This window comes from Pacificoceanicola algae (assembly GCF_049341065.1).
Classification (GTDB): Bacteria; Pseudomonadota; Alphaproteobacteria; order Rhodobacterales; family Rhodobacteraceae; genus Pacificoceanicola.
This window is the reverse complement of sequence record NZ_JBMPIX010000003.1, coordinates 123,672-147,918: the sequence shown is the minus strand read 5'-3', so window position 1 is coordinate 147,918 and position 24,247 is coordinate 123,672. Positions and strand designations below refer to the sequence as shown.

Annotated in this window: 26 protein-coding genes and 1 tRNA gene; 16 read left to right on the top strand and 11 right to left on the bottom strand. The window is 61.7% G+C overall.

Annotated features, from left to right (window positions below; all coding sequences use genetic code 11):
* Positions 1-2: 2 nt before the first annotated feature.
* Positions 3-79: transfer RNA gene (locus ACOYQJ_RS05650), tRNA-Asp, on the bottom strand.
* A gap of 384 nt (positions 80-463) precedes the next feature.
* On the opposite strand from ACOYQJ_RS05650, the gene ACOYQJ_RS05645 reads away from it, so the two are divergent.
* Complete coding sequence (locus ACOYQJ_RS05645; protein WP_422905032.1) at positions 464-1,093, top strand: polysaccharide deacetylase family protein; 630 nt, start codon at positions 464-466, stop codon at positions 1,091-1,093.
* Here the strand turns inward: ACOYQJ_RS05645 and ACOYQJ_RS05640 are convergent, their stop codons facing one another.
* Entirely contained in the window at positions 1,094-2,032 is a 939-nt protein-coding gene (locus tag ACOYQJ_RS05640; RefSeq protein ID WP_422905031.1) for a pirin family protein, read from the bottom strand.
* Positions 2,033-2,208: 176 nt separating this feature from the next.
* On the opposite strand from ACOYQJ_RS05640, the gene rimK reads away from it, so the two are divergent.
* From rimK to ACOYQJ_RS05610, 6 genes are all read left to right on the top strand, one after another.
* On the top strand, positions 2,209-3,624 hold the full coding sequence (gene rimK, locus ACOYQJ_RS05635; protein WP_422905030.1) for a 30S ribosomal protein S6--L-glutamate ligase: 1,416 nt from the start codon (positions 2,209-2,211) through the stop codon (positions 3,622-3,624).
* An 81-nt stretch (positions 3,625-3,705) separates the two neighbouring features.
* Positions 3,706-4,068: an SUF system Fe-S cluster assembly protein gene (locus ACOYQJ_RS05630; RefSeq protein ID WP_422905029.1), complete on the top strand. Its 363-nt coding sequence runs from the start codon at positions 3,706-3,708 to the stop codon at positions 4,066-4,068.
* A 78-nt stretch (positions 4,069-4,146) separates the two neighbouring features.
* Entirely contained in the window at positions 4,147-4,752 is a 606-nt protein-coding gene (locus ACOYQJ_RS05625) for a MarR family transcriptional regulator (RefSeq protein WP_422905028.1), read from the top strand.
* The gene (locus tag ACOYQJ_RS05620; protein ID WP_422905027.1) at positions 4,752-5,513 is read left to right on the top strand and encodes a DUF3307 domain-containing protein; all 762 of its coding nucleotides are present in this window, start codon (positions 4,752-4,754) and stop codon (positions 5,511-5,513) included. The genes ACOYQJ_RS05625 and ACOYQJ_RS05620 overlap by 1 nt, the downstream gene beginning before the upstream one ends.
* A gap of 28 nt (positions 5,514-5,541) precedes the next feature.
* Positions 5,542-5,922 carry a HesB/IscA family protein gene (locus tag ACOYQJ_RS05615; protein ID WP_422905026.1) on the top strand — a complete coding sequence of 127 codons (381 nt, stop codon included), beginning with the start codon at positions 5,542-5,544 and terminating at the stop codon, positions 5,920-5,922.
* Positions 5,922-6,245, top strand: coding sequence for a TfoX/Sxy family protein (locus ACOYQJ_RS05610; RefSeq protein WP_422905025.1), 324 nt, complete (start codon positions 5,922-5,924; stop codon positions 6,243-6,245). The genes ACOYQJ_RS05615 and ACOYQJ_RS05610 overlap by 1 nt, the downstream gene beginning before the upstream one ends.
* A 4-nt stretch (positions 6,246-6,249) precedes the next feature.
* Here ACOYQJ_RS05610 and ACOYQJ_RS05605 read toward each other — a convergent pair whose 3' ends face one another.
* Together ACOYQJ_RS05605 and ACOYQJ_RS05600 are read right to left on the bottom strand one after the other, a co-directional pair.
* Entirely contained in the window at positions 6,250-6,861 is a 612-nt protein-coding gene (locus ACOYQJ_RS05605; RefSeq protein ID WP_422905024.1) for a glutathione S-transferase family protein, read from the bottom strand.
* 138 nt (positions 6,862-6,999) lie between these two features.
* Entirely contained in the window at positions 7,000-7,896 is an 897-nt protein-coding gene (locus ACOYQJ_RS05600) for an isopenicillin N synthase family dioxygenase (protein WP_422905023.1), read from the bottom strand.
* 115 nt (positions 7,897-8,011) lie between these two features.
* On the opposite strand from ACOYQJ_RS05600, the gene tpiA reads away from it, so the two are divergent.
* The gene (gene tpiA, locus ACOYQJ_RS05595; RefSeq protein ID WP_422905022.1) at positions 8,012-8,758 is read left to right on the top strand and encodes a triose-phosphate isomerase; all 747 of its coding nucleotides are present in this window, start codon (positions 8,012-8,014) and stop codon (positions 8,756-8,758) included.
* Between the two features lie 170 nt (positions 8,759-8,928).
* Here the strand turns inward: tpiA and ACOYQJ_RS05590 are convergent, their stop codons facing one another.
* From ACOYQJ_RS05590 to ACOYQJ_RS05570, 5 genes are all read right to left on the bottom strand, one after another.
* Positions 8,929-10,305 (bottom strand): TRAP transporter large permease, encoded by a 1,377-nt coding sequence (locus tag ACOYQJ_RS05590; protein ID WP_422905021.1) that lies wholly within the window; start codon positions 10,303-10,305, stop codon positions 8,929-8,931.
* Between the two features lie 4 nt (positions 10,306-10,309).
* Positions 10,310-10,999, bottom strand: a complete 690-nt coding sequence (locus tag ACOYQJ_RS05585; RefSeq protein ID WP_422905020.1) for a TRAP transporter small permease — start codon at positions 10,997-10,999, stop codon at positions 10,310-10,312.
* A 187-nt stretch (positions 11,000-11,186) separates the two neighbouring features.
* On the bottom strand, positions 11,187-12,191 hold the full coding sequence (locus ACOYQJ_RS05580) for a DctP family TRAP transporter solute-binding subunit (protein WP_422905019.1): 1,005 nt from the start codon (positions 12,189-12,191) through the stop codon (positions 11,187-11,189).
* A 252-nt stretch (positions 12,192-12,443) separates the two neighbouring features.
* On the bottom strand, positions 12,444-13,670 hold the full coding sequence (locus ACOYQJ_RS05575; protein WP_422905018.1) for a sigma-54-dependent transcriptional regulator: 1,227 nt from the start codon (positions 13,668-13,670) through the stop codon (positions 12,444-12,446).
* A 120-nt stretch (positions 13,671-13,790) separates the two neighbouring features.
* Positions 13,791-15,536, bottom strand: coding sequence for a sensor histidine kinase (locus tag ACOYQJ_RS05570; protein ID WP_422905017.1), 1,746 nt, complete (start codon positions 15,534-15,536; stop codon positions 13,791-13,793).
* 79 nt (positions 15,537-15,615) lie between these two features.
* Between ACOYQJ_RS05570 and ACOYQJ_RS05565 the strand changes: the two genes are divergently transcribed.
* Positions 15,616-16,788, top strand: a complete 1,173-nt coding sequence (locus ACOYQJ_RS05565) for a cytochrome P450 (RefSeq protein ID WP_422905315.1) — start codon at positions 15,616-15,618, stop codon at positions 16,786-16,788.
* A gap of 21 nt (positions 16,789-16,809) precedes the next feature.
* Here the strand turns inward: ACOYQJ_RS05565 and ACOYQJ_RS05560 are convergent, their stop codons facing one another.
* The gene (locus ACOYQJ_RS05560; RefSeq protein WP_422905016.1) at positions 16,810-17,265 is read right to left on the bottom strand and encodes an Lrp/AsnC family transcriptional regulator; all 456 of its coding nucleotides are present in this window, start codon (positions 17,263-17,265) and stop codon (positions 16,810-16,812) included.
* Between the two features lie 151 nt (positions 17,266-17,416).
* Here ACOYQJ_RS05560 and cobA point away from each other — a divergent pair, with 151 nt between their 5' ends.
* The 6 genes from cobA to ACOYQJ_RS05530 all read left to right on the top strand — a co-directional run bounded on the left by cobA (position 17,417) and on the right by ACOYQJ_RS05530 (position 22,447).
* Positions 17,417-18,226 (top strand): uroporphyrinogen-III C-methyltransferase, encoded by an 810-nt coding sequence (gene cobA / locus ACOYQJ_RS05555; RefSeq protein ID WP_422905015.1) that lies wholly within the window; start codon positions 17,417-17,419, stop codon positions 18,224-18,226.
* Positions 18,226-18,537, top strand: coding sequence for a DUF2849 domain-containing protein (locus tag ACOYQJ_RS05550; protein ID WP_422905014.1), 312 nt, complete (start codon positions 18,226-18,228; stop codon positions 18,535-18,537). Before cobA ends, ACOYQJ_RS05550 begins: the two co-directional genes overlap by 1 nt.
* A 58-nt stretch (positions 18,538-18,595) precedes the next feature.
* Positions 18,596-20,266 carry a nitrite/sulfite reductase gene (locus tag ACOYQJ_RS05545; protein ID WP_422905013.1) on the top strand — a complete coding sequence of 557 codons (1,671 nt, stop codon included), beginning with the start codon at positions 18,596-18,598 and terminating at the stop codon, positions 20,264-20,266.
* A gap of 6 nt (positions 20,267-20,272) precedes the next feature.
* Positions 20,273-21,058 carry a phosphoadenylyl-sulfate reductase gene (locus ACOYQJ_RS05540; RefSeq protein ID WP_422905012.1) on the top strand — a complete coding sequence of 262 codons (786 nt, stop codon included), beginning with the start codon at positions 20,273-20,275 and terminating at the stop codon, positions 21,056-21,058.
* A gap of 38 nt (positions 21,059-21,096) precedes the next feature.
* Entirely contained in the window at positions 21,097-21,459 is a 363-nt protein-coding gene (locus ACOYQJ_RS05535) for a DUF934 domain-containing protein (protein WP_422905011.1), read from the top strand.
* Between the two features lie 124 nt (positions 21,460-21,583).
* Positions 21,584-22,447, top strand: a complete 864-nt coding sequence (locus ACOYQJ_RS05530) for a ferredoxin--NADP reductase (protein ID WP_422905010.1) — start codon at positions 21,584-21,586, stop codon at positions 22,445-22,447.
* Between the two features lie 102 nt (positions 22,448-22,549).
* On the opposite strand, the gene ACOYQJ_RS05525 is transcribed toward ACOYQJ_RS05530, so the two are convergent.
* Complete coding sequence (locus ACOYQJ_RS05525) at positions 22,550-23,473, bottom strand: translation initiation factor 3 (RefSeq protein ID WP_422905009.1); 924 nt, start codon at positions 23,471-23,473, stop codon at positions 22,550-22,552.
* A gap of 188 nt (positions 23,474-23,661) precedes the next feature.
* Here ACOYQJ_RS05525 and infC point away from each other — a divergent pair, with 188 nt between their 5' ends.
* Positions 23,662-24,225, top strand: a complete 564-nt coding sequence (infC, locus tag ACOYQJ_RS05520; RefSeq protein ID WP_500797225.1) for a translation initiation factor IF-3 — start codon at positions 23,662-23,664, stop codon at positions 24,223-24,225.
* Positions 24,226-24,247: the final 22 nt, after the last annotated feature.

Sequence of the window (24,247 nt, the reverse complement as noted above, 5' to 3'; positions counted from 1 at the left end):
GATGGCGCGGTTGACGGGACTCGAACCCGCGACCCCCGGCGTGACAGGCCGGTACTCTAACCAACTGAGCTACAACCGCTCACTGCCCCCGAAGCATGCTGCCTCGGCGTGTGGGGCCTTGTAGGCACAGGCCCTTTCCTCGTCAAGCGGTTTCAAAGGCGAAAAGCCATCAAATTTCACACCACTTGAAAGCGACCGTGGCCGCAAGGACACGGGGCCAGAACGCCTTGCAAGGGCCATTTGGAAAATCCTTGCATATCAACCCCCTGCCCCGCTTCTTTTGTCTGATCTGCTACTGCTGCCCGACTGCCAAAGGGGATGAACCCATATGTTTGAATTTTCACGGCGGACGTTTTTGTCCGGCGGAGCTGCTGCGTTTTGTATTTTTCAACCTCAAGAATTATTTGCTGCGCCTGTAATTGCCCTGCCCTCCGATGTCGCCAAGCGAGACGCTGCCACGATCATGGCGGTGCGTACGCGCTCACCGGTTGTCAGCATGACCTTTGATGACGGACCGCATCCGAAACTGACGCCGATCCTGCTGGATATGCTCAAGGCGCGAGGGTTGCGCGCCACCTTCTACCTGATCGGCAACCGCGTTGTGAAATGGCCAGATATCGTAAGGCGCATTGCCGACGAAGGCCATGAGATCGGGAATCACAGCTGGTCGCACCCGAATCTGGCGAAATACGGCAACTCGGGTGTGCTGGATCAGATCGACCGCACATCGGATGCGATCTTCAAGCTCACCGGGCGACCGCCTGTCACGTTTCGCCCGCCTTATGGCTCGTTCTCGCGGCGTCAGCGCCTGATGCTGTACGAGGCGCGCAATCTGCCGACGATTCTGTGGTCAGTCGATCCGCAAGATTGGCGCCGTCCCGGTTCCAGCGTCGTTGCCAAACGGATCTTGTCCGGATCACGCCCCGGCGCTATCATCCTGAGCCACGACATCCAAAGCGGCACGGTCAAGGCCATGCCGCAAACGCTGGATGGGCTGTCAAAGCAGGGTATGCGCTTTGCCACGGTCAGTCAGATGATGGGTTGGCCGCTGTGGCAAACGCGCAATTTCCGCCGGGTTTCGGCCAAGGGGTGATCAGCTCTCGGGCAATGGAATGAACTCGTCCAAATCCCCCGGGGGCAGTTGAAAGCGGCCCCCGGCCCAATCTTCCTTGCGCCAGGCTTCTTTCGCCTCTTCGATCCGTTCGCGCGACGAGGCAACGAAGTTCCACCAGATGTAGCGGGGGCCTTCCAGCGTGGCGCCTCCCAGCAGCATCAACCGCGCGCCCAGTGGCCCGGCCTTCAGTGACACCTTGTCTCCGGGGCGGAACACCATCATCTGCCCTGCGTCATAGTCCTCGCCCGCCAGACTCACTGAGCCCTGCACCACATAGACCCCGCGGTCCTCGTGGTTATCCGGCATCGGCAGTTGCGCCCCGGCCTCAAGAACTGCGTCGGCGTAGAACATCTCGGACGGGGTTTCGACCGGGGCGCGTTCGCCGTAAGCCTCCCCCAGAATCAGCCGCACGTCTTTCCCCTCGGCCCGCAACAACGGCAGGGTGTCGGCGGCTGCATGTTGGAAATCCGCCGCGCGGTCTTCGTGGTCCTTTGGCAGGGCCACCCAGGTCTGAATCCCGAAAAACGGCATCGGATCGACCTGGGTCGCGTCGTCCGTACGTTCGGAGTGGGTGATCCCCTGCCCGGCGATCATCCAGTTGACCGCCCCCGGTTCGATCCACTGATCCGTGCCAAGGCTGTCGCGGTGATGCATTCGCCCCCGATACAGATATGAGATGGTCGCCAACCCGATATGAGGATGCGGGCGCACGTCCAGCCCGCGCGTCGGCAAAAACTCGGCCGGGCCCATCTGATCGAAAAAGATGAACGGGCCGACCATCTGCCGCTTGGGCGCAGGCAGGGCGCGCCGCACTTCGAAACCTCCCAGATCCCGGGCACGCGGCACGATCACGGTTTCGATCGCGTCTACTTCGTCGCCAGTGGGGCAATGCGGGTCAAGTGCGGGGTTCCAGCTCATCTCAGCCTCCTGTTCGATGCTGACAGGAAAGGTAAGTCACAACGCCTGCAAACCAAATGCCGAAAACCCCGCGCCGAACGTGCGCATGCGCACAGAACTGCCCAGCCAAAACCGGCGCCTGTTGTGCGCGCCCGCCCTGCTTGATACGGCTGTTCATTCAAAAACAGGGGCTCCGCATGACCGAGAATGACGAAACCGACCCGAACTTGCTGCGATTTGGTTGGGAGGAATGGGTCGCTTTGCCGGATCTTGGCTTGCCCGCCTTGCGCGCCAAGGTCGATACCGGCGCGCGCACCTCCGCGCTGCATGCCTTTGACATCGAAACCTTTGGCCCGGCCGGCGCGCCCAAGGTGCGCTTTACCGTGCATCCGGTACCGGGGCGCGAAGATCTGGTGATTCCCTGCTCGGCGCGGATCATTGACCGGCGCAACGTCACCAGTTCCAACGGCGAAAGCGAAAGCCGCTATGTCATCGCCTCGACCCTGCGGGTGGGCGACGAAAGCTGGCGGGTCGAGCTGACCCTGACGGATCGCTCTTCGATGGCATCGCGGATGCTGCTCGGGCGCGAGGCGCTCAAGGATCACATCACCATCGTCGCCACGGACCGGTTTCAGCAACCGAAGCTGAGCTATGACGTCTACAACAGCGCTCGCGTGCGCAGCGCGGCACCCAACCGTTCGCTGCGGGTGGCAGTGCTGAGCCGGGAGGACAATTATTCGACCCGACGCCTCGTGGAAGAAGGCGAGAAGCGCGGCCATGCGGTGGAGGTGATCGACACCTCGCGCTGCTTTATGGCGATCAACGCGCTGTCGCCGGAAGTGCATTACGACGGCAAGCGCCTGCCCCGCTATGACGCGGTGATTCCGCGCATCGGCGCCTCGATCACCTCTTATGGCACTGCGGTCGTGCGGCAGTTCGAAACCATCGGCACCTTCTGTGTGAATGGCTCTGACGGGATTGCCTCGTCGCGGGACAAACTTTTCGCCCATCAGCTTATGGCGCGGCACAAGATCGGCATGCCGAACACGGCCTTTGCCTCCTCTCCGAAGGACACGCAAAGTCTGATGCGGCTGGTCGGCACGGCGCCGATGATCGTCAAGCTGCTGGAATCGACGCAGGGCAAGGGCGTGGTATTGGCGGAGACGAAGAAGGCGGCGGAATCGGTGATCGACGCATTTCGCGGGCTGAAGGCGAATTTCCTCGTGCAGGATTTCGTCAAGGAAGCCGCGGGCGAGGATATTCGCTGTCTCGTGGTCGGCGGCAAGGTCGTCGCCGCGATGAAACGGACCGGGGCCGAGGGGGATTTCCGCTCGAACCTGCACCGGGGCGGGTCGGCCAAGGTCGTGCGCATCACCAAAGAAGAGCGCGATGCTGCCGTTCGCGCCGCCAAGGCCTTTCGCCTGAACCTGGCCGGGGTGGATCTGCTGCGCTCCGAGGCCGGGCCGAAGGTGCTTGAAGTCAACTCGAGCCCAGGGCTTGAAGGCATTGAAACCGCGACAAAAAAGAATATCGCAAGCCTGCTTTATGAGCATATAGAGGCGAAGGCCCGCCCGACACCGGTCCGGCGCCGGATCGATTCTGACGACAGTTAAGAACGCAATAGGCGACCCCGCCCTTTACCCGGGCGGGGGATTCCCTATATGAACGGTCAGGTATACGCGAAGAGGACCGTCATGACCAACCAGAGCCCCCAGCTTGAAGGTGCGCCGCTGATTGCGCCCTCCAGCACCGATCACGAACTTTACGATTCGGTGGTTGAGGCCTGCCGCACGGTCTATGACCCCGAAATCCCGGTGAACATCTATGATCTGGGCCTCGTCTACACGGTCGAGATCAACGATCAGAACGAGGTTCGCATCATCATGACGCTGACCGCCCCCGGCTGCCCGGTTGCGGGCGAAATGCCCGGTTGGGTCGCCGAGGCGGTCGAACCGCTCGCTGGCGTCAAGCAAGTCGATGTGGAACTGACGTGGGAGCCACCCTGGGGCATGGACATGATGTCCGACGAGGCGCGGCTTGAATTGGGCTTTATGTAAGAAAGCCCTTTCGCTTCCCCTCATGAAAAGAAAGTCTTTTCGCTTCCTTCTTGCCAAAGAAAGTGATATGGCTTCCCCATGATGCTCAGCGTGCTGACAGGCGATATTCTCGATTCGACCGGGCTTGATCCGGACGAACTGGATGCGTTGATGTCCGAATTGAGCGACGCCACGACCGAGATCGCGCATTGGGACAAAGCCCCAACCGGCTTTGCCCGGCGCAGCGGCGATGGCTGGCAACTGGCGCTGGGCGCACCGCACCGCGCCCTGCGGGCCGCCCTTTATCTGCATGCAAGGCTGCGCCGAATGGACGGCCGCTTTGAAACCCGGATTGCGATTGCCACCGACACCGGCACCCTGCCCCCCGATCTCGATCCAAACAGCGGCCATGGACCGGCCTTTACCGACTCGGGTCGCCTGCTCGAAGAGCTGTCCGGCCATGTGCGCATGGGCCATGCCTCGGGCGGAAAGGATCATGCCGCGCTGGCCCTAGCCGATTTCATCGCCCGTGGATGGACGCAGGCACAGGCGCGGGCGATGTGCGAAATGTTGCCCCCCGGCGCCGGACCACGGGCCAAGGCGGCCCAGCGGTTGGGCATAACCCGCCCGGCGGTCAATCAGGCGCTTTGGGCGGCTGGCTTTCCGGCGATCGAAACCGCCCTATCCGCATGGGAGGCCGCGTGATGCCGCAAAGCGCGCTAATGGCCCTGACACAAGAAATCACCCCGGCGATGATGCAAAGCTTTGCCGCGCTCTTGCTGGCACATGTTGTGGCGGATTTCACCTTTCAGACCAGATGGATGGTTGATCGCAAGCGCAACTTTTTCGTGATGTTGCTGCACATCCTGATCGTCTTTGCCTTTTCCACAGCCGCCTTGGGCGGTGTCTGGCAGGTGGCGCTGGTGGTCAGCCTTGCGCATTTCGTGATCGACGCGCTCAAGGTCTGGGCCCTGCCCGAAGGCCGCCGCGACACGCTTGGCGCTTTTCTTGCCGATCAGATGGCGCATCTACTGACGCTTGTTGCGGCGGCCCTTTGGTGGCCGCAGGCCGCAGCGCAGGGCAGTTGGAGCCAGTGGCTCGACCTTGCCTTGGCCCCGGCGCTGATCCTGTCCGGCCTGATCATCACTGTCTGGGCGGGCGGCTTTGCCGTCGGGCACCTGACGGCGCGCTTTCCCGATCAGGTGAGCGAGGACAGCCTGCCGGACGCCGGGCGCCTGATTGGACAGCTTGAACGTGTCCTGATCTTTATTCTTGTCATGATCGGCCAACCCGCCGGCATCGGCTTTCTAATCGCGGCCAAGTCGATTTTGCGGTTTGACACCGCCGCACAGGGGCAGAAAGCCGGAGAATATGTGATCATCGGCACGCTCGCCTCGTTCACCTGGGCCCTGGCAATGTCATACGCGACGCATGCCCTCCTTGAGATTGCCGCCTCGGCGCCCTAGATTGAGGTCAGGACAAAAGAGGTATCCCATGTTCAGCATTCCCGGCAAACAGGCCGTGACCATGACCACCCCCGCAGTGGCGCAGATCCGCAAGCTGATGCAGCGGGACAACCGCCACGGGCTGCGCATCGGCATCAAAAAGGGTGGCTGCGCGGGCATGGAATACACCATGGACTATGTTGACGCCGCCGAACCGCATGACGAGGTGGTCGAACAGGACGGCGCGCGGGTGCTGATCGCCCCGATGGCGCAGATGTTCCTGTTTGGAACCGAAATCGACTATGAAACCTCGCTTTTGGAATCGGGTTTCAAGTTCCGCAATCCCAATGTCGAAGACGCCTGCGGCTGCGGCGAATCGATCAAGTTCAAAGATCTGGACGAATTGCGCGCCGAACAAGGCCACAGCTGATGGGCATCACCGCCGAAGAGATCGCCTTTGCCAAGGATCTTTTCAGCGGGCTCGGGGAGATCACAACCCGCCGCATGATGGGCGGGCTGTGCCTGTATCACGACAGAACGATCTTTGCGATTGTCCGCCCGGACAGTGAAATCCTGATCAAGGGCGCAGGCGATTTCATCGCCAGACTCGAAGCAATGGGCTGCACCCGCTGGAAGTATGTGCGCAAGACCGGCAAGGCCGGGTCGATGCCCTATTGGACCCTGCCCGGCGAAGCTCTGGATGATCCGGAAGAAGCGGTGGCGCTGGCCCGCGAGGCCCTGCGCCACCTGTGACAGATCACGACGCCTGTGCGAGTGGTCCATCATAGGCCCGCGCTGCCGCGTAAGACGGATGTGCCTCGCAACGCGCCGCCCAGTCCTGAATGATGGCGACATCGGGCATGGCCTGCCTGAACCAAAGGAACGGTGACGCCAGTAACATATCCGCCGCAGAATAGCGTTCCCCCATCAGGAACGGCTGCGTTTCCAACGCGCTGGCCAGCATAGCGTGCATCTCGGACGGCCCGCGAAACGACTTGTCCAGTATGGGATGAGACAACCCGGCCACGGCGCCCACGATCACCGGCTCCATCACGTTTCCATAATAAGCCATCCACGACAGATAGGCGCCATGCTCGGGCGTGCCGGGGATCGGTGCCAGCCCGGCGTCCGGGAAAAGTGTCGTCAAATGCACCATGATGGCGTTGCTCTCGCGGATCATCTGGCCGTCATGCAAAAGCAACGGCACCTTCTTTTCCGGATGCGGATTTTTCGGGTCCGGCCCGCCCGATCCATCGGCGCGCGGAATATCGACGATGCGAATCTCAACCTTGTCGCGGGCGTTCAACGCCTCGAGCAGTTGCACGATTCTGGTAGAGCGGCTCATCGGTGCGTGAATGAGTGTAAGCATTTGGGAGGTCCTTTCCTGACAACTCTGGTGTCAGACCTACCCCTGGATCCTGTCAGATTCCGTCAGCAGGAAGCGCCGATGCCCCGTATGCGCCAAGTACGCCCGAGGATTGGCGATCCCAGCCTTTCATGAACCGCGTTAGCTGGTTTTTTGCAGATGCAAGTAGGTTTCGTTGAACCTTTTGGCCAGATGATCGCCCGCGAGGATCACCTGATCCGATCCCATCGGCGCGACGTTGGTATCAAAGTTGGGATTGAAGAACAGCGGCACTGAAATGCGTTCCTCAGCCGATCCTTTGACCCGGTGCAGGGTGGCCTTGACCCGGCCTTCCGTCCACATCTCCAGCATCTCGCCAAAGTTGATCACGAAATCGCCGTGCTGCGCCTCGACCCCGATCCACTCGCCGTCGCGTCCCAGGACCTCGAGCCCCGGCACGCCATCGGTGCCCAGCAATGTCAGACAGCCGTAATCCGTATGCGCGGCGATGCCGAAATCCCGCTCGCCCGCCCAATCGGGACGCGGCGGATAGTAGTTGCCGCGCAAAAGCGCCATGGGCAGATCGAATTTGTCGTCGAAATAGCTCCTGTCTTCGCCAATCGCCTCGGCGATTCCGCGCAGCAGGTTCATCGCAACCGCCAAGGCATCGCGGTAATAGGCTTCGATCACCTCGCGAAAACCCTCGGGGCGCTGCGGCCACAGATTGGGCGCATAAACTGAAAGCCCGGTCTCGGGCGCCTCATAACCGCAATCGAACACCTGCTTGTAATCCGGGTTGGCCTCGGGATCGACCTGCTCGGACCCCGGAGCGCCCCAGCCCCGGTTCGACCCGGTCAGCGCCATGTCGACGGCCTGTTTCTGCGCCATGGGCAGATCAAAGAAAGCGCGATAGGCAGCCAGAACAAAGCGCATCCGCGCCGCAGAGATGGTGGTGTTATGCACCGTTAGAAACCCGATATTTTCAGCGCCCTCCCGCAGGCGGTCAAGGGTCTCCGGGTCACGGTAGGTTATCTTCGCTGCGTCCAGTCTTGGGATCATATCGGCACCCTTTTCGCAATGGGAATGCATTGTCATGTCGCCGCGCCCGGTGCAAGCGGCCTTGACGCCGCGCGCCGCCCCGCGATGATGGCGCAAACCGTGAGAGGGAGAGGACATGCGACGCAAACTTGCCGCAGGAAATTGGAAGATGAATGGCACGCGCGCGGCGCTGGCCGAAATTGGCGCCATGCGCGAGGCCGCCAGCGGCGCGGCCGAGGTGCTGATCTGCCCGCCTGCAACCCTTGTGGCCCAGGCGGTTGGCAATGACGCGGGTGTGGTGATCGGCGGGCAGGATTGCCATGCAAATGCCTCGGGCGCGCATACCGGCGACATCTCGGCCGAGATGCTCAAGGATGCGGGCGCGACCTATGTGATCCTTGGCCATTCCGAACGGCGACAGGACCACGATGAACACGACGATCTGGTGCGTGACAAGGCCCGCGCCGCTTGGGAAGCGGGCTTGAGTGTGGTTCTTTGCGTCGGCGAAAGCCTTGCGCAGCGCGACGCGCAGAACACGCTGGATATCATTGGGGGCCAGCTTGCCGGATCCATTCCCGATGGCGCCACCGGCCACAATCTGGTTGTCGCCTACGAACCGATCTGGGCCATCGGCACCGGCAAGGTTCCCACGACCGACCAGATCGGCGAAGTGCATGACTTCATGCGCAGCCGCCTCGAACGGCGGTTTGGAGCGGGCGTTGGCCGTTCCGTACGGTTGCTTTATGGCGGGTCGGTCAAACCTTCGAACGCAGCCGAAATTTTTGCGGTTTCCAACGTGGACGGTGCGCTTGTGGGCGGCGCTTCGCTGAAAGCCTCCGATTTCGTCCCGATCATCGACGCCCTCAACGACAGCGCCGACTGACAGCGCGCGTATGGGTATTTGAAACAAGATGAAGAACAGGCGCACCTTGCTTTTCATCTTGTCCTAAATACCCCCGCCGGAGGCATCCGACATCACAACAAAAAGGCGGCGCTCGGACAGGAGCGCCGCCTTTATCATTTCTCGTTGGGCGGGGTCTGCCCGCCACCATGTCACTTGGTGATGATCTCTGGCCCCATGAAGGTGGTCGGCAACCATGTCGACAGGATCGGGATGTATGTCACCATGATCAGGAAGACGAAGAGAACCGCGAGGAAGGGCAAAGACGCGCGCACAACACGCATCATCGGCATCCCCGCCACGCCCGATGTCACAAAAAGGTTCAGGCCGACCGGTGGGGTGATCATGCCGATCTCCATGTTGACCACCATGATGATGCCCAGATGGATCGGGTCGATCCCCAGCTCGATGGCGATGGGAAAGACCAGCGGCGCGACGATCACGATCAGGCCCGACGGTTCCATGAACTGACCGCCGATCAGCAGGATCACGTTGACGATCACAAGGAACATCACCGGACCAAATCCCGCATCCAACATCACTCCCGCGATCTGCTGCGGGATTTGCTCATCCGTCAGCACATGCTTGAGGATCAGCGCGTTGGCGATGATGAACATCAGCGTGATCGTCAGTTTGCCCGCATCAAACAGCGTGTCGCGTGTGTCGCGGTGGAAGAAGGCAGTAACCAGAGCAATCGGTTTTGCAAGCAGCGGCAGGTTCGGCGCGCCGTCTTTACCGGCAAGGGGCCCCATGTCGCGATACACGAAGTTCGCAATCAGGAAGGCATAGACCGCAGCCACGGCAGCAGCTTCCGTCGGGGTAAAGATACCGCCGTAGATGCCACCAAGGATGATCACGATCAGGAACAGACCCCAGACGGCGTCGCCGCCCGCTTCTGCAACCTCACCCCAGCCCTTCCATTCGCCTTTCGGCAGGTCTTTGACCCTGGCGATGACATAGATCGTCGTCATCAGCATGGTGCCCGCCATCAGGCCCGGGATCACCCCGGCAAGGAACATCCGCCCGACCGAAACATCGGTGGCCGAAGCATAGACCACCATCACGATGGACGGCGGGATCAGAATACCCAAGGTGCCTGCGTTGGCGATGACGCCCGCCGCGAAATCCTTGGTATAGCCGACTTGCCGCATGCCCGCGATCACGATCGAACCGATGGCCACCACGGTTGCCGGAGACGATCCTGAAAGCGCCGCGAACAGCATGCAGGCAAAGACGCCCGCAATCGCCAGACCGCCCGGAAGGTGGCCGACGATGGCAATGGAAAAGCGGATGATCCGCTGCGCCACACCGCCCGTCGACATGAAGCTTGAGGCCAGGATGAAGAAGGGGATTGCCAGCAGCGTGTAGTGCCCCGCCATCGCCTGAAAAAAGCTTTGCGCAATCGAGGCCAGCGAGGTTTCCGACAGCACCAACAGGAAAATGATGGATGAAAAGCCCAGCGATACCGCGATCGGCACACCGATCAGCATCAGGCCGATGATCATGGCAAAGAGGATGAATACGTCCATTCCCTCAGTCCTCCTTGTTCAGATGGGCAACGTCGCCCACAGCGTCTTCGGCTTCATGGCTGACGATCAGGCTTTCTTCGGCACCGCTCCAAATCCGTCCGGCGGCCTGCACAAAGCGGACAAGCAGCAAAAAGGCACCGAAGGGCAGCATGAAGTAGGGGATGAACCGCGGGATCTTTTCATAGGCTTCGCCTTGGTTGATCCAGGGTTCGATAAAGCGCAGCCACTCGGGCATCGGAATGTCCACCACTTCGTACCAGGACCGGTATGAGGTGCGTTTCATTTCCTCGAAGCCGGTCGGGAACCAGCGTCCGGTGGTTTGCGGCAGGTTGGCGAAGTTCGCCCAATAGTCCCAGGCCCCCTTGAGAATGAGGATCGCGTAGAACACGCAAACCGCTGCTGCGATCAGGCTCATTGCCCGCCGCGCCGTCGGAGATACGATGTTCAAGATCGCATCGACCCCAAGGTTGGCCGTGGTCTTGACCGCGTAGCTGACCCCGAAAAGCACCAGCCATGCAAACAGGAACGTCACAAGCTCCAGCCCCCAGATCAGCCCGGTGTTGAAGCCATAGCGCAATATGACGTTGACGAAGGTGATGATCGTCATCACCCCTAGAATCAGCGCGATAAAGGTTTCCTCAAGCTCGGACACGAAGTGCCCAAGCAAAGAGTCCTTGTGATTTCGAGATGACATGTCCCCTCCTCCGTTTAAGAACGGACTCCGATCACGGGAAAGCCCCGGCCCGGAAATAACCCGCATTGGGTTTCGCAAAAACTGCGCAGAAATTTTGGTAAGATTGTCGCTGGTGCCAAACCGGTTGTCCCGGCGATCTGGCAAAATGGCCCGCCCCCACGGGGGCGGACCGGGCACTCGTTACAGATCAGTTGGCCGCGTTGAACTCTTGCGCGGCGTCGATGTTTTCCTGACCGACGTCACCCACGAATTGCTCCCAGACGGGCTTCATGGCGTCAACCCAGGCCTGCCGCTGATCGGCGGTCAGTTCGCGGATGGTGGCTCCGTTGTCCAGAACCGCCTGACGGGATTCTGCATCGACCTGGCCCACAGCGGCGTTACGCTCGGTGGTGACTTCTTCGATGATGGTGCTCAGCTGGCTGCGCACATCTTCGGGCAGGCTGTCCCACCAATCCACCGAGGTCACGACCATGTAGTCGATGATACCGTGGTTGGTTTCGGTGATCCCGTCCTGCACCTCAAAGAACTTCTGGCCGTAGATGTTGGACCAGGTGTTTTCCTGTCCGTCCACAACGCCGGTCTGCAGCGCGCCATAGACCTCGGAAAAGGCCATCGGCTGCGGGCTGGCGCCAATCGCTTCCATCTGCGCCTTGATCACGTCGGACTGCTGAACGCGGAACTTGAGGCCAGCGGCGTCGGTCGGCAGAACCAGCGGCTTGTTCGCCGACATTTGCTTCATGCCGTTGTGCCAGAAGCCAAGGCCCAGAAGCCCGCGGCGAGTCATCGATTCCTTCATCGCCTGACCGGTGTCAGAGCTCTGGAAAGCATCGACCGCATCGACGTTCTTGAACATGAACGGCAGGTCAAAGATCCGGAACACTTTGGTGAATTGTTCGAACTTGGACAGCGAGGGCGCGGCCATCTGGACGTCGCCATTCAACATCGCCTCAAGCACCTGATCATCGTTGTAGAGGGTCGAGTTCGGGAAAACCTCCATACAGGCCTTGCCATTCATCTCCTCGTTGATGCGGTTCTGCAGCGTCGTTGCAGCGATTCCCTTGGGGTGTTTGTCGGTGTTGGTCACATGGCTCAGCTTGATGACGATTTCACCATCATCACATGCGGCCTGAGCGCCGGTGGCGCCAGTCATCAACGCAGCGGCAGCCACGGCGGACATAAGGAATTTCTTCATGGGTATCCTCCCAGATACGTTCAAGACAGGGTGCCCCTCCCTAGGGCACCCGATGGCGTCACAAGACCGTGAGCCGCGATTTCCATCAAGAGATTGTTTGAAAAAAGGGAAGCCCGACTGAAAGAGGCCTTCTTTTCAATGCCTTACTCAAAATTTGCGCATAGCAGATATGTGCGCAGCGCATAATCAGTGCGAAATTCCACACAACTGTTAGCGCAGCTTGTGCGGAAATCCGCACAGATCTGGCGAATCTCAGGTCCTGTACTCCTCGGGCTTGAGACCATATTTCGCCAGTTTGTCGTAGAACGTCTTGCGTGGCAGCTTCAACGCTTCGGCGGCGCTGCGGGCCTGCCCGCCCGCCCGGCGCAGAGCCTCAATCAGCAGCGAGCGTTCCACCTGCGCCATACGCTCGGCCAGCCCAAGCCCGGTATCGCCGGTCTCTTCCTTACCCAACCCCAAGGCAAAACGCATGGCCGCGCTCATCAGGGCGCGCGCGTTGCCCGGCCAATCCCGCCCCATCAGTCCGGTGATCACCTCATCGCCGATCTCGGGTGGCACAAGCCCCGCCTGCTCAGCCGCCTGCGCAACATAGTGGCGGAACAGCACCGGGATATCCTCGGGCCGCTCGGACAGGGCGGGAATGCGCACCTGCATGACCTCCAGCCGGTAATAAAGCTCGGCCGACAACCGCCCGTCCTCAACCGCCTGCCCCAGATCCTGCGTGCTGCCAGCGATCAAGCGAACACCTCCTTCGTCCAGCGCATCGACAAGCGCCATCTGCGTGTCCAGCGGCAGCGCCCCGATATCGTCCAGATACAGACTGCCCCCCATGCTACTTTGCCAGAACTGCCCGAGTTCTTCGCGATCCAATCCATTCGCCGACCGCTTCTTGAATGGCCCCTTGGCCTGGGCAGAACTGAAATGCACCACCTCTGCAACTTTGGAAATGCCCGTCCCCGGTGCACCGGTCACCAGCACCTCGGTCCCGGCACGCGCGGCGGCGCGCACCCGCGCGCGCAAGGCCTCAGCCTGAGGCGAAATACCAAAAATCAACCGGTCCGCCGGATCGCCCGCCTCAAGCTGCTGTTTCAACCGTCGGTTTTCCAGCACCAAAGTCCGTGTCCGCAAGGCGCGCTCGATCACCCGGATCAGCGCAGCCGGGCTGCAGGGTTTTTCGAGGAAATCAAAAGCGCCCTCGGTGATCGCCCGCACCGCCATCGGCACATCTGCCTCGCCGGTCAGCAGGATGACCGGCAGGTCCGGGTCCTGCGCGCGGGCGTAGTCCAGCAAGTGGAACCCGTCGCGCCCCGGCATCCGCATGTCGGACAGGATGACCCCGGCAAACTCAGCGCCGATATAATCCTTGGCCTCTACAAAAGACCCAGCCGTGATCGCGTCGAACTCGGCCAGCTCCAGCGTCTGGCCCAATGCTTCGCGCACCGCCAGATCATCGTCGACCACAAGCACCCTCCGGATCATCTCATTGCCCCCTCATTGCCTGACATCGGGCCGCAAAGACGTACAGATCGCGCACCCGACGGGTAACGGGATGGCGGGCGGGGCGACGTTCGCGCAGCGGACAAGCGCCGTATGCCATCCTCATGCTGCCGCCTCTTGCCGCCAATACTCAAGATCCACGGTGAACATGGCCCCGCCGCCGCTGGCATTGCCGCCCCGGATGTTCCCGCCAAAGCTTTGAACCAGCCCGTAAGAAATCGAAAGCCCCAGTCCCATGCCATCGCCGCTGACCTGTTTGGTGGTGTAGAACGGCTCAAATATACGCTCCGGGTCCGCAATCCCCGGCCCGGTGTCCCGCACTGTCACGCTCAGGCTTTCGCCATCGGTGATTGCAATCGTGATCCGCTTCGGACTGGCCTGCCCCGCCATGGCGTCGGCGGCATTGTTGATCAGGTTCACGAAAACCTGTGACAGGCGCACTTCGCCGCCAAGCGCGTAGACCGGGCCTGATGGGCGATCCCATTGCAGCACAACTCCGTCGCCGCGCAGCCGCGCCTCGGTCAGTTCCGCAGCGGTATCGATCACCGCCACCAGATCCACCTTGCCCATGGGCTCACTTTCGTTTCGCGCAAAAGCCCGCAGGTTCTTGATGATCCGCGCCGCCCGCGCCGCAAGCTGCGAGATCCGAGACAGGTTGTCAGCCGCTGCCTTTTGCTTGCCACGGGCCAGAAACGCTTCGCCATTCTCGGCAAACTGGCGGATCGCCATCAGTGGCTGGTTCAACTCATGACTGATCCCGGCGGACATCTGCCCCAGGGCGCTCAGCTTGCCAGCCTGCACCAAATCATCCTGCGCCCGCTTCAGGGCCGCTTCGGCCTCTTGCCGTTCGGCCACTTCGCGGCGCAACGCAACGTTGGCATCGGTCAGATCCTGCGTCCGCGCCCGCACCCGGCCTTCCAGTTCTGCGTTGGCCTCGGTCAGGGCTTGACGCCGCGCCGTGGCCCAGAACAAAAGCGCGCCAAAGAACAGACACAGCGCTGCGACCGAGGCCGCCTGAAGCGTCGCCAGTCGCCGTGCGGGCGCGACATCGACCAGAACATCTCCCGTCAGACCAATCACCGGCAGATCGCGCGACAGGTGCAGCGCCATGGCTGGCACATAGGGGCTCAGAGACTGCTGCCAAACCTCATATGGTCCGATCTGCTGCACCGTCACCGGACGCAGCGCGCCTTCGGGCGGCATCATCCCGTCGGGCACGCGCCGCCACAGCAACAATTCCGAGCGGTTGGTGACAAAGACATCCCCGGACGGCTCACTGAAAAATACCGCCGGAGATGAGCCGCGCCAGTCCTCTTCCAGCTCGTCGATATCGACCACAACGACCAGAACCCCCTGCACCCGGCCATCGCTGGCAAACGACGGGGCGGCATGAATATAGGTCCGGGCCTCAAACCCCAGATCCGTTCCATGTGCCATACCAAGCGCGCCCTGCATGGCGCGCTCGAAATAAGCGCTGGCCGCGATCTCTTCGGGCGCTTCGCCCATCGCCGAGGCCAGAACCGTCCCGTCCGCATCCAGATAAAACGCTGTCAGAGAGCCGGTCTTGTCGACGGTTTCAAGCAGCAGCGCATCCGCCGCAGCGCGCGAGCCGCCGTCATGCAAGGCCGCCAGCGCCGGGTGATCGGCCATCAGGACGGCGGTCATGCGATAGCGCTTCAATTCGGTGACCAGACGGTCCGACGCCAGCGCAAGATCCGAGGCCGCCCGCGCCGCCACCTGATCAAGCGCCTGCGCATAGCCATAGCCCCAGACCGCCCAGCCAAGCCCCGCCACCGCCCCAAGGGACACCAGCGCCACCAATCCGCGTCTGATCGATCTCTCCACCATGTTCCTGTTCCTAAGCGTAATTTCCGCCCAAGGCGATCCCCCACTTGCATTGGCCCCTCGTCATATCCACTCTGCCCGCATGCAAAGCTTTAGCCAATCGCCCACAGATCCCGATTTTGTCCAAAATCCCTATCCGTTCTACGACCGGATGCGTGCCGCAGGCGATCTGGCCTATTGGAAAGACTATGCCATGCCCTGCGCCACATCGCACCGCGCCGTGCAGGCCTTGCTGCGCGATCGCCGGTTTGGCCGCGAAATTCCGGCGGAAATGGCGCCCGAAATTCCGGCCCACCTGCGCCCGTTTTACGACATCGAAGCCCATTCCATGCTCGAACTGGAGCCGCCCCGCCACACCCGCCTGCGTGGGTTGGTGCTGCGGGCCTTTACCTCGCGGCGGATCAAGGCGCTGGCCCCCGAGATCACCCAACTGAGCCACGATCTGATCGACCGCTTCCCCGAACGGCAAGTCGATCTTCTGACCGCCTTCTGCCAACCGCTGCCGGTCATCATCATCTGCCGCCTGCTGGGCGTGCCCGAGGATATGGCGCCGCAGCTTTTGCAATGGTCCAATGCCATGGTCGCGCTGTATCAGGCGCGCCGCGATCAGCAGATCGAAACCGACGCCGCCGATGCGGCCAGCGCCTTTTCCGACTTTATGCAAAGCTATATCGACCGTCGCAGGACCGCCCCCGCCGACGATCTGATCACCCATCTGATCGCCGCCGAGGAGCATGGCGAAAAACTCTCGACGTCCGAGTTGATCACAACCTGCATCCTGCTGCTGAACGCCGGCCACGAGGCGACCGTGCACACCATGGGCAATGGCATCAAGACGTTGCTGGAAACCGGCACACCGATCTCAGAGGAAAGCGCCGAGCCGATTTGCGAAGAAATCATGCGCTATGATCCCCCGCTGCATATGTTCACCCGCTATGCCTATGAGAAAACAGAGGTTTTCGGGCACACCTTCCAGCGCGGAGATCAAGTTGCCCTGCTGCTTGGCGCTGCGAACCGCGACCCGCAGGCCTATCCCGATCCCAACCGGTTCGATCCGACGCGGGCCGCGAAACCGCACACGGGTTTTGGCGGCGGATTGCATTTCTGCGTCGGCGCGCCGTTGGCCCGTCTGGAATTACAGATCGCCCTGCCAATCCTGTTCACCCGCTGCCCTGATCTGCGTCTGGCGCAGCCCGCGACCTATGCCAACCTCTACCATTTTCACGGATTGACGCAGTTGACGGTCGCACACTGACGCGCGGCAGTTTTCGGGAGCCTAAAGCGGCAGTTCTGTCGTCGCCTTGATCTCTTCCATCGACAAAAGTGCGGTCACATTGTGAACTTTCACCTCTGAAATCAGCGCCTGATAAAACACGTCGTAAGCCCGCGCGTTCTTGACCCGCACCTTCAGGATATAGTCGATATCGCCGGCCAGCCGATGCGCCTCCTGCACCTCGGGGCGTTCGCGCAAAGCCTTGAGAAAGGCCGCCTGCCAGTCCGCCTCGTGTTCGGATGTACGGATCAAAACAAAGAATGTCGCCTCGAATCCCAGCGCTTCGGCGTCCAGCAAAACCGTCTGCTGACCGATCACACCGGCATCGCGCATTTTGCGGATGCGATTCCAAACCGGCGTCTTGGATGAGCCAACAATCCTGGCAATTTCGTCCAAGGACTGGCTTGCATCGCGCTGCATTTCGCGAAGAATTTTCCGGTCGACCTCGTCAATCTTCATCTTTGTTCCAATTCGGCAATAACTCTGGGACATCGCCCCATTTTCTCCGGAATCCTAGAACGAATGTCCTTATGTGGGCAAGCATATAGCAATAATACAGGAAAATTTCCTATATTGAGGCCACGGCACCTGCTGCACGAAAGGCCTCGCCATGACTGACATTCTTCTCCCCCTTCCCGCTTCGGCTGTTTCTGGCAGCCTGATCGCCTGCGGGCAGGTCTGTTTTGTCGGCGCGGGCCCCGGCGACGCCGAGCTTTTGACACTCAAGGCCCTACGCGCGCTGTCCGAGGCCGAGGTTGTGATCCACGATCGGCTGGTCAGCGACGACATTCTCGCGCTGGCGAACCCCGCCGCGCTGCTGGTCAATGCGGGCAAAGAGGGCTTTGGACCGTCGATGTCGCAAGAGGAGATCAACCGCCTTTTGGTACTGCACGCCTTTAGCGGTGCCCGCGTGGTGCGGCTCAAGGGCGGCGATCCGGCGATCTTCGGGCGTCTGGACGAAGAGATCGAGGCGCTGGACGCCGAGCAGATCGGCTGGACCGTGGTGCCCGGCATCACCGCCGCCTCTGCCTCGGTGGCTTCCATCGGTCAGTCGCTGACCAAGCGGGGCCGCAATGCCAATCTGCGGATCCTGACCGGGCACGACATGAAGGGCTTTGCCGATCACGATTGGCGCACGCTGGCCCGCCCCGGCGAAGTGGCCGCGATCTACATGGGCAAGAAGGCCGCGCATTTCATTCAGGGCCGCCTGATGATGCATGGCGCATCGCCTGATACGCCTGTCACGCTGGTCGAAAACGCCTCGCGCGCCGATGAGCGTGTGATCGCGACAACTCTTGGCGCGCTGGTACAGGATCTGTCCGCCGCCGATCTGACCGGCCCTGCCCTGACCTTGTTTGGCCTCGCCCCGCGCGCCGCCGCAACCGCCCTGCCCGAAATCCGCAAACAGGAGGTTTCCTGATGCCCCGCGAATTCACGCCCAAAGTCATCACCGCCAATGCCCTGATCGAAGGCGACGTGATCTATCTGGCCGCCAATGACGGCTGGACCCGCGATCTGGCCAGCGCCGAAGTCCTGACCGACGAGGCCCACGCCCAGCTGCGCCTGATCGAAGCCAGCCAGCGCCATGCCGAAGCGGTGGGCGTCTATCTGGCCGATGTGGCCAAGGGCGACAAAGGCCCCGAGCCGACGCATTTCCGCGAGGATTTCCGCCGCACGGGCCCCTCCAACTATTTCCACGGCAAACAGGCCGACACCGCGCCCCGGACCTGATCCGGAGCCTCCCCCCACGAGGTCCGGGCCAACAACCCGGACGCGCAGGAGACCAAAGATGTACAAATACAATGACTTCGACGCCGCTTTTGTGGCAGAACGCAATCGCCAGTTCCGCGCCCAGGTCGCGCGCCGTATCGACGGCTCGCTGACCGAGGATGAGTTCAAGCCGCTGCGCCTGATGAACGGCCTCTATCTGCAATTGCACGCCTACATGCTGCGCGTCGCCATCCCCTATGGCACGCTGAACAGCGCCCAGATGCGTCAGCTTGCCTATATCGCCGAACGTTGGGACAAGGGCTATGGCCACTTCACCACACGCCAGAACATCCAGTACAACTGGCCGAAGCTGTCGGACATTCCGGATATGCTGGACGCCCTGGCCGAGGTGGAAATGCACGCCATCCAGACCTCGGGCAACACCATTCGCAACGTGACCGCCGACCATTTCGCAGGCGCCGCCGCAGACGAGATCGCCGATCCGCGCCCGGTGGCCGAATTGCTGCGCCAGTGGTCCACCGATCACCCGGAATTCCAGTTCCTGCCGCGCAAGTTCAAGATTGCCGTGACCGGAAGCCCGAATGACCGCGCCGTGACCGCCGCCCATGACATCGGCATCCGCATCACCCGCCGCAATGGCGAGATCGGCTATCAGGTTATCGTCGGGGGAGGCCTGGGCCGCACGCCGATGATCGGCAAGGTGCTCAAGGATTTCGTGCCGCAAAAGGATTTGCTGCCTTTCGTCGAGGCGACCGTCTCGGTCTGGAACCTGCTGGGCCGCCGCGACAACAAGTACAAGGCACGCATCAAGATCACGGTCCACGAGCATGGCATCGAGGCCATCCGCGCGCTGGTGGACGAGCGGTTCGCCGAAACCCGTGCCGCGTTCAACGGCGCCGACCTTGCGATCTTTGACGAGATCAAGGCCCAGTTCGCCCCGCCCGCCTTTCGCGAAGCGTCAGAAGATGCCTTTACCCGCGCCTATGACGGCGACCCGGTGTTCCGCGCCTGGGCCGACAGCAATCTGGCCGAGCACCGCGCGCCGGGCTATGCCATCGCGCAGATCTCGATCAAGGCGCACGGGGCAACGCCGGGCGACGCCACGGCGGATCAAATGCGCGTCATGGCCGATATCGCCAAGGAATTTGGCCATGATGAGCTGCGCATCAGCCACGAGCAGAACGTGATCCTGCCGCATGTGCGCAAATCCGATCTGCCCGAGATTCACGCGCGTCTGAAATCGCACGGCCTTGCCACTGCCAACATCGGCAAGATCAGCGACATCATCGCCTGCCCCGGCATGGACTATTGCGCGCTGGCCACGGCGCGCTCGATCCCGGTTGCCCAACAAATCGCCACGCGTTTTGACGAACTGAAGATCGAGAACGACATCGGCGATCTCAAGATCAAGATCTCGGGCTGCATCAATGCCTGCGGGCACCACCATGTCGGCCATATCGGCATTCTCGGCCTCGACCGTGCGGGCGTGGAAACCTACCAGATCACGCTGGGCGGCGATCACACCGAAAACGCGGCTCTGGGTCAGCGCACCGGCCCGGGCTTTGGCTATGACGAGATTGTCCCAGCCATCGAACGGCTGGTCGGCGCCTATCTTGAACACCGCGAGGACAGCACCGAGACCTTCCTGCAAACCTATCGCCGCCTCGGTATGGCGCCCTTCAAATCGGCCCTCTACGACAATGAAGGCGCCCGAGTCGCGGCAGAATAGCCCGATATGACCCTTCATCTTGTCAAAAATACCCATCTCGAAGGCGCCAGCCTTCCCGAGGCACCGGATTTGGAGGCCTTGCGCGCCCGCGTGGCCGCTCTGAACGCCCGCTATCGCCATCACGGCGCAACGGCGGTGCTCGAAGGTGCGCTGCGCGATCCCGAAGCCGGCAGGATCGCCATGGTGTCGTCCTTCGGGGCGGAATCCGTGGCGCTCTTGCACCTTGTCGCCATGGTCGACCGCAAGACGCCGGTGCTGTTCATCGACACGCGCCTGCTGTTTGCCGAGACCCTGACCTACCAGCAGGAACTGGCCGAGCGTCTGCACCTTGAAAACCTGCGCATCATCCGCACCGCGCAAAAGACGTTGGACCAGCGCGATCCCTACGGAGCCCTGCGCCTGACCGACACCGATGCTTGCTGCGCCCTGCGCAAGACCGAACCGCTGCAAAAGGCGCTTGAGGGGTTTGACGGCTGGATCACCGGTCGCAAACGCTATCAGGCGCAGACCCGCGCCGGAATGGAGTTCTTCGAGCTGGAAGAGGCCACAGGCCGGATCAAGGTCAACCCCTTGGCCCACTGGGGCCCCGGTGACGTGCGCGCCTATATGGAGGAAAACCGCCTGCCCAAGCATCCGCTGGTGGCGCAGGGGTATCCCTCGATCGGTTGCGCGCCCTGCACCAGCAAGGTCGCCCCGGGCGAAGACCCGCGCGCCGGGCGCTGGCGCGATCAGGACAAGACCGAATGCGGCATCCATTTCGTGGATGGCAAACCCGTCAGACAACAGATGTAGACCGGGCGACAGCCCGGCACCCGAACAAGGACAGACTCATGCCCATCGTCACCGATACCGGCTTTGCCGAAGACACCTATGACGGCCCGATCCTCGATCTGGCTTCGGACACGGACCCGACCACCCTGACCGCGCCCAATTCGCCCTTGGTGCGAATTGACTTTCCCAGCTTTGCCGACGGCCGCGGCTTTACCCTGGCACGCCTGCTGCGGCTGCGCGGCTATACCGGGCGGCTGCGGGCCCGCGGTCACGTGATCGCCGACCAATACGCCATGGCCCGCCGCGCCGGGTTTGACGAGGTCGAGATCGACGAAGAGCTTGCCGCCCGCCAGCCGCAGGATCAGTGGATCTTTCGCGCCGACTGGCAGGAAAACGATTACCAATCGCGCATGCGCGGCTGAGAAACCCGACAGCAGCGGCAGACAAAAGGGGCCTTTTGCCCCCGCGCGCCCATGCCGCCTTTTCCCTGACCTAGATCAAAGCTAAATCTGAGGTGTCGGTTTACCCAGACCGGCAAGAGAGACCATGACAGAGTTGAGACCCGTGACAGACGCAACCGCAATCAAGGCCGACGCGCCCAAGAAACTGGCCATCCCTGACGCCCAGACCGTCACCGAGGTCAAACATTACACCGACAGGCTGTTTTCCTTCCGATGCACCCGTCCGGCAACCATGCGGTTCCGCTCTGGCGAATTCGTGATGATCGGCCTGATGGGCGATCCCGACCCGAAAACCGGCAAGCAAAAACCGCTGCTGCGCGCCTATTCCATCGCCTCGCCGTCATGGGACGATGAGCTGGAGTTCTATTCGATCAAAGTGCCGGACGGCCCGCTGACCTCGCGGCTTCAACACATTAAGGTCGGCGACGAGATCATCCTGCGCCCCAAGCCCGTCGGCACGCTGGTCCATGACGCGCTGCTGCCCGGCAAGCGCCTGTGGTTCTTTGCCACCGGCACCGGCTTTGCCCCCTTCGCCTCGCTGCTGCGCGAACCGCAGACCTACGAGGATTACGACGAGGTCATCATCACCCACACCTGCCGCGAAGCTGGTGAGCTGACCTATGGCCACGATCTGATCGAAGGGCTCAAGACCGATGAGTTGCTGGGCGAGGTGATCGGGGAAGGCTTCTGGAAGAAGATCAAGTACTACCCCACGACCACCCGCGAACAAAGCGCCAAGATGGGCCGGATCACCGACCTGATGCGCTCGGGCGAGGCATTTGAGGATCTCGGCGTGCCGCCTTTGAACCCCGAAACCGACCGCGCGATGATCTGCGGCAACCTCGCCTTCAACCTTGAGCTCAAGGAGATGCTCGAGGAATTCGGTCTGGAAGAGGGCGCCAATTCCGCGCCCAAGCAATACGTGGTCGAAAAGGCCTTTCTCGACTGACACGGGGCTGGGCCTTGGCCCCGCCAATCGAATTGGACTGACGACAAAAAAGGGCCGCCGGATGACACCGGCGGCCCTTGAACGTTGCGCGACTTGCGGCGGTCAGAGACCCAGCGTCGTTTTCAACTGGTCCAGGATGCCTTTCAGCGCATCGGGATTGTCCTTGGCTTGCTGCAGCAGGCCCTTGGCGCCGGTCTTGGCAATCGCATTGAGATCCGAGTTGTCGATATATTCGGCAACCTTGTCATAATCAAAGCCGTCAACGGTCAGAAGCTCTTCGATCTTGACCTCGGCCGCCGGTTCGGCGGTTGCGGTATCGACAGCCTCGGCGGCAGTGTCCGTCGCCGCATCGACCGCTTCGGCCCCGGCGTCTACAGCCTCGGTCACGGTCTGCTCGGCGGCAGCCGTTGCATCGGCAGCGGTGTCGGCGGCAGCGTCAGCCGCCGCAGCGCCTGTGTCAGACGCTGTATCAGCAGCCCCGGTCACGGCGTCCATCGCTCCCTGAGCTGCTTCGGTCGCGGATTGAACGGCATTGTCCATTGCTTCGCCCGCGGCTTCCTTGGCCGCGTCGACGGCGGAATCAGCTGCCTCGACCGCGGCATTTGCGGATTCGGCTGCGGCATCGGCAGCCTCGCTGGCGACATCGGCAGCTGTTGCGGCAGCTTCGCTGGCGGTCTCGCTGGCGGTCTCACCGGCTTGTTCAACGGCGGCAGCCGCGTCGGCGGCCGCCTCAGCCGTGGCTTCGGCGGCGTCAGCTGCGGCCTGAGCGGCCTTTTCGGCGGCCTCATCGGCAGCTTTGGCTGCGGCCTCGGCGGCCTTTTCAGCTTCATCGGCAGCGGCTTTGGCTGCGTCATCAGCGGCGTCAGCGGCTTCGCCTACGGCCTCTGCGGCACTGTCCAGCGCCTTGGGGGCACCGATTGTCTGGCCAGCCTGCTCGGCGGCCTCTTCCGGTGCCTGACCAGAGTACCAGATATATCCACCGACAGCGACGACGGCAGCGATAGCGACAAGGATCAAATTCCTCATGACTCTTCCTTCCTAAACCATGCGAAGGCCCCTCGGCGACACTGCCAAGGTCCTATTGCCCCTTGATGTGACCCTCGGATGCTGCAACTGCAAGGGGAAAGCCAAGGCAAACGGCGCATGTTCGCCTAAATGCCGCTTGAAACGCCTCTCGCGCACGTCTACCTTGCGCACTTAATCGATCAACGGAAATAATCAGGAGCAATCCCATAGCCCGCAGACCTCATAACGCGCCTCCACAGCGCGATACCGGCCCCCGCGTCAACGGACGCATTCGGGCCCCCGAAATCCGTCTTATTGGCGCCGAAGGCGAAAACGTGGGTGTAGTCACACCGGCGCGCGCCATGGTGATGGCAGAAGAAGCCGGACTCGACCTTGTCGAGATCTCGCCGAACGCGACTCCGCCCGTCTGCAAGATCATGGATTTTGGCAAGTTCAAATACGAACAGCAAAAGCGCGAATCCGAGGCCCGCAAAAAGCAGAAGATCATCGAGGTCAAAGAGGTCAAGTTCCGCCCGAACACCGACACTCATGACTACGAGGTCAAGATGCGCAACGTTTTCAAGTTCCTCGAGAATGGCGACAAGGTGAAAATCACCCTGCGCTTCCGGGGCCGCGAGATGGCGCACCAGAATCTTGGACGCGAACTGCTGGAACGGGTCGCCGAAGACGTCAAAGAGATCGGCAAGGTCGAAAACATGCCCAAGATGGAAGGGCGGCAGATGGTCATGATGATCGGCCCCACTGCCAAGTAAGCCATCCAAGCGATCCAAAACC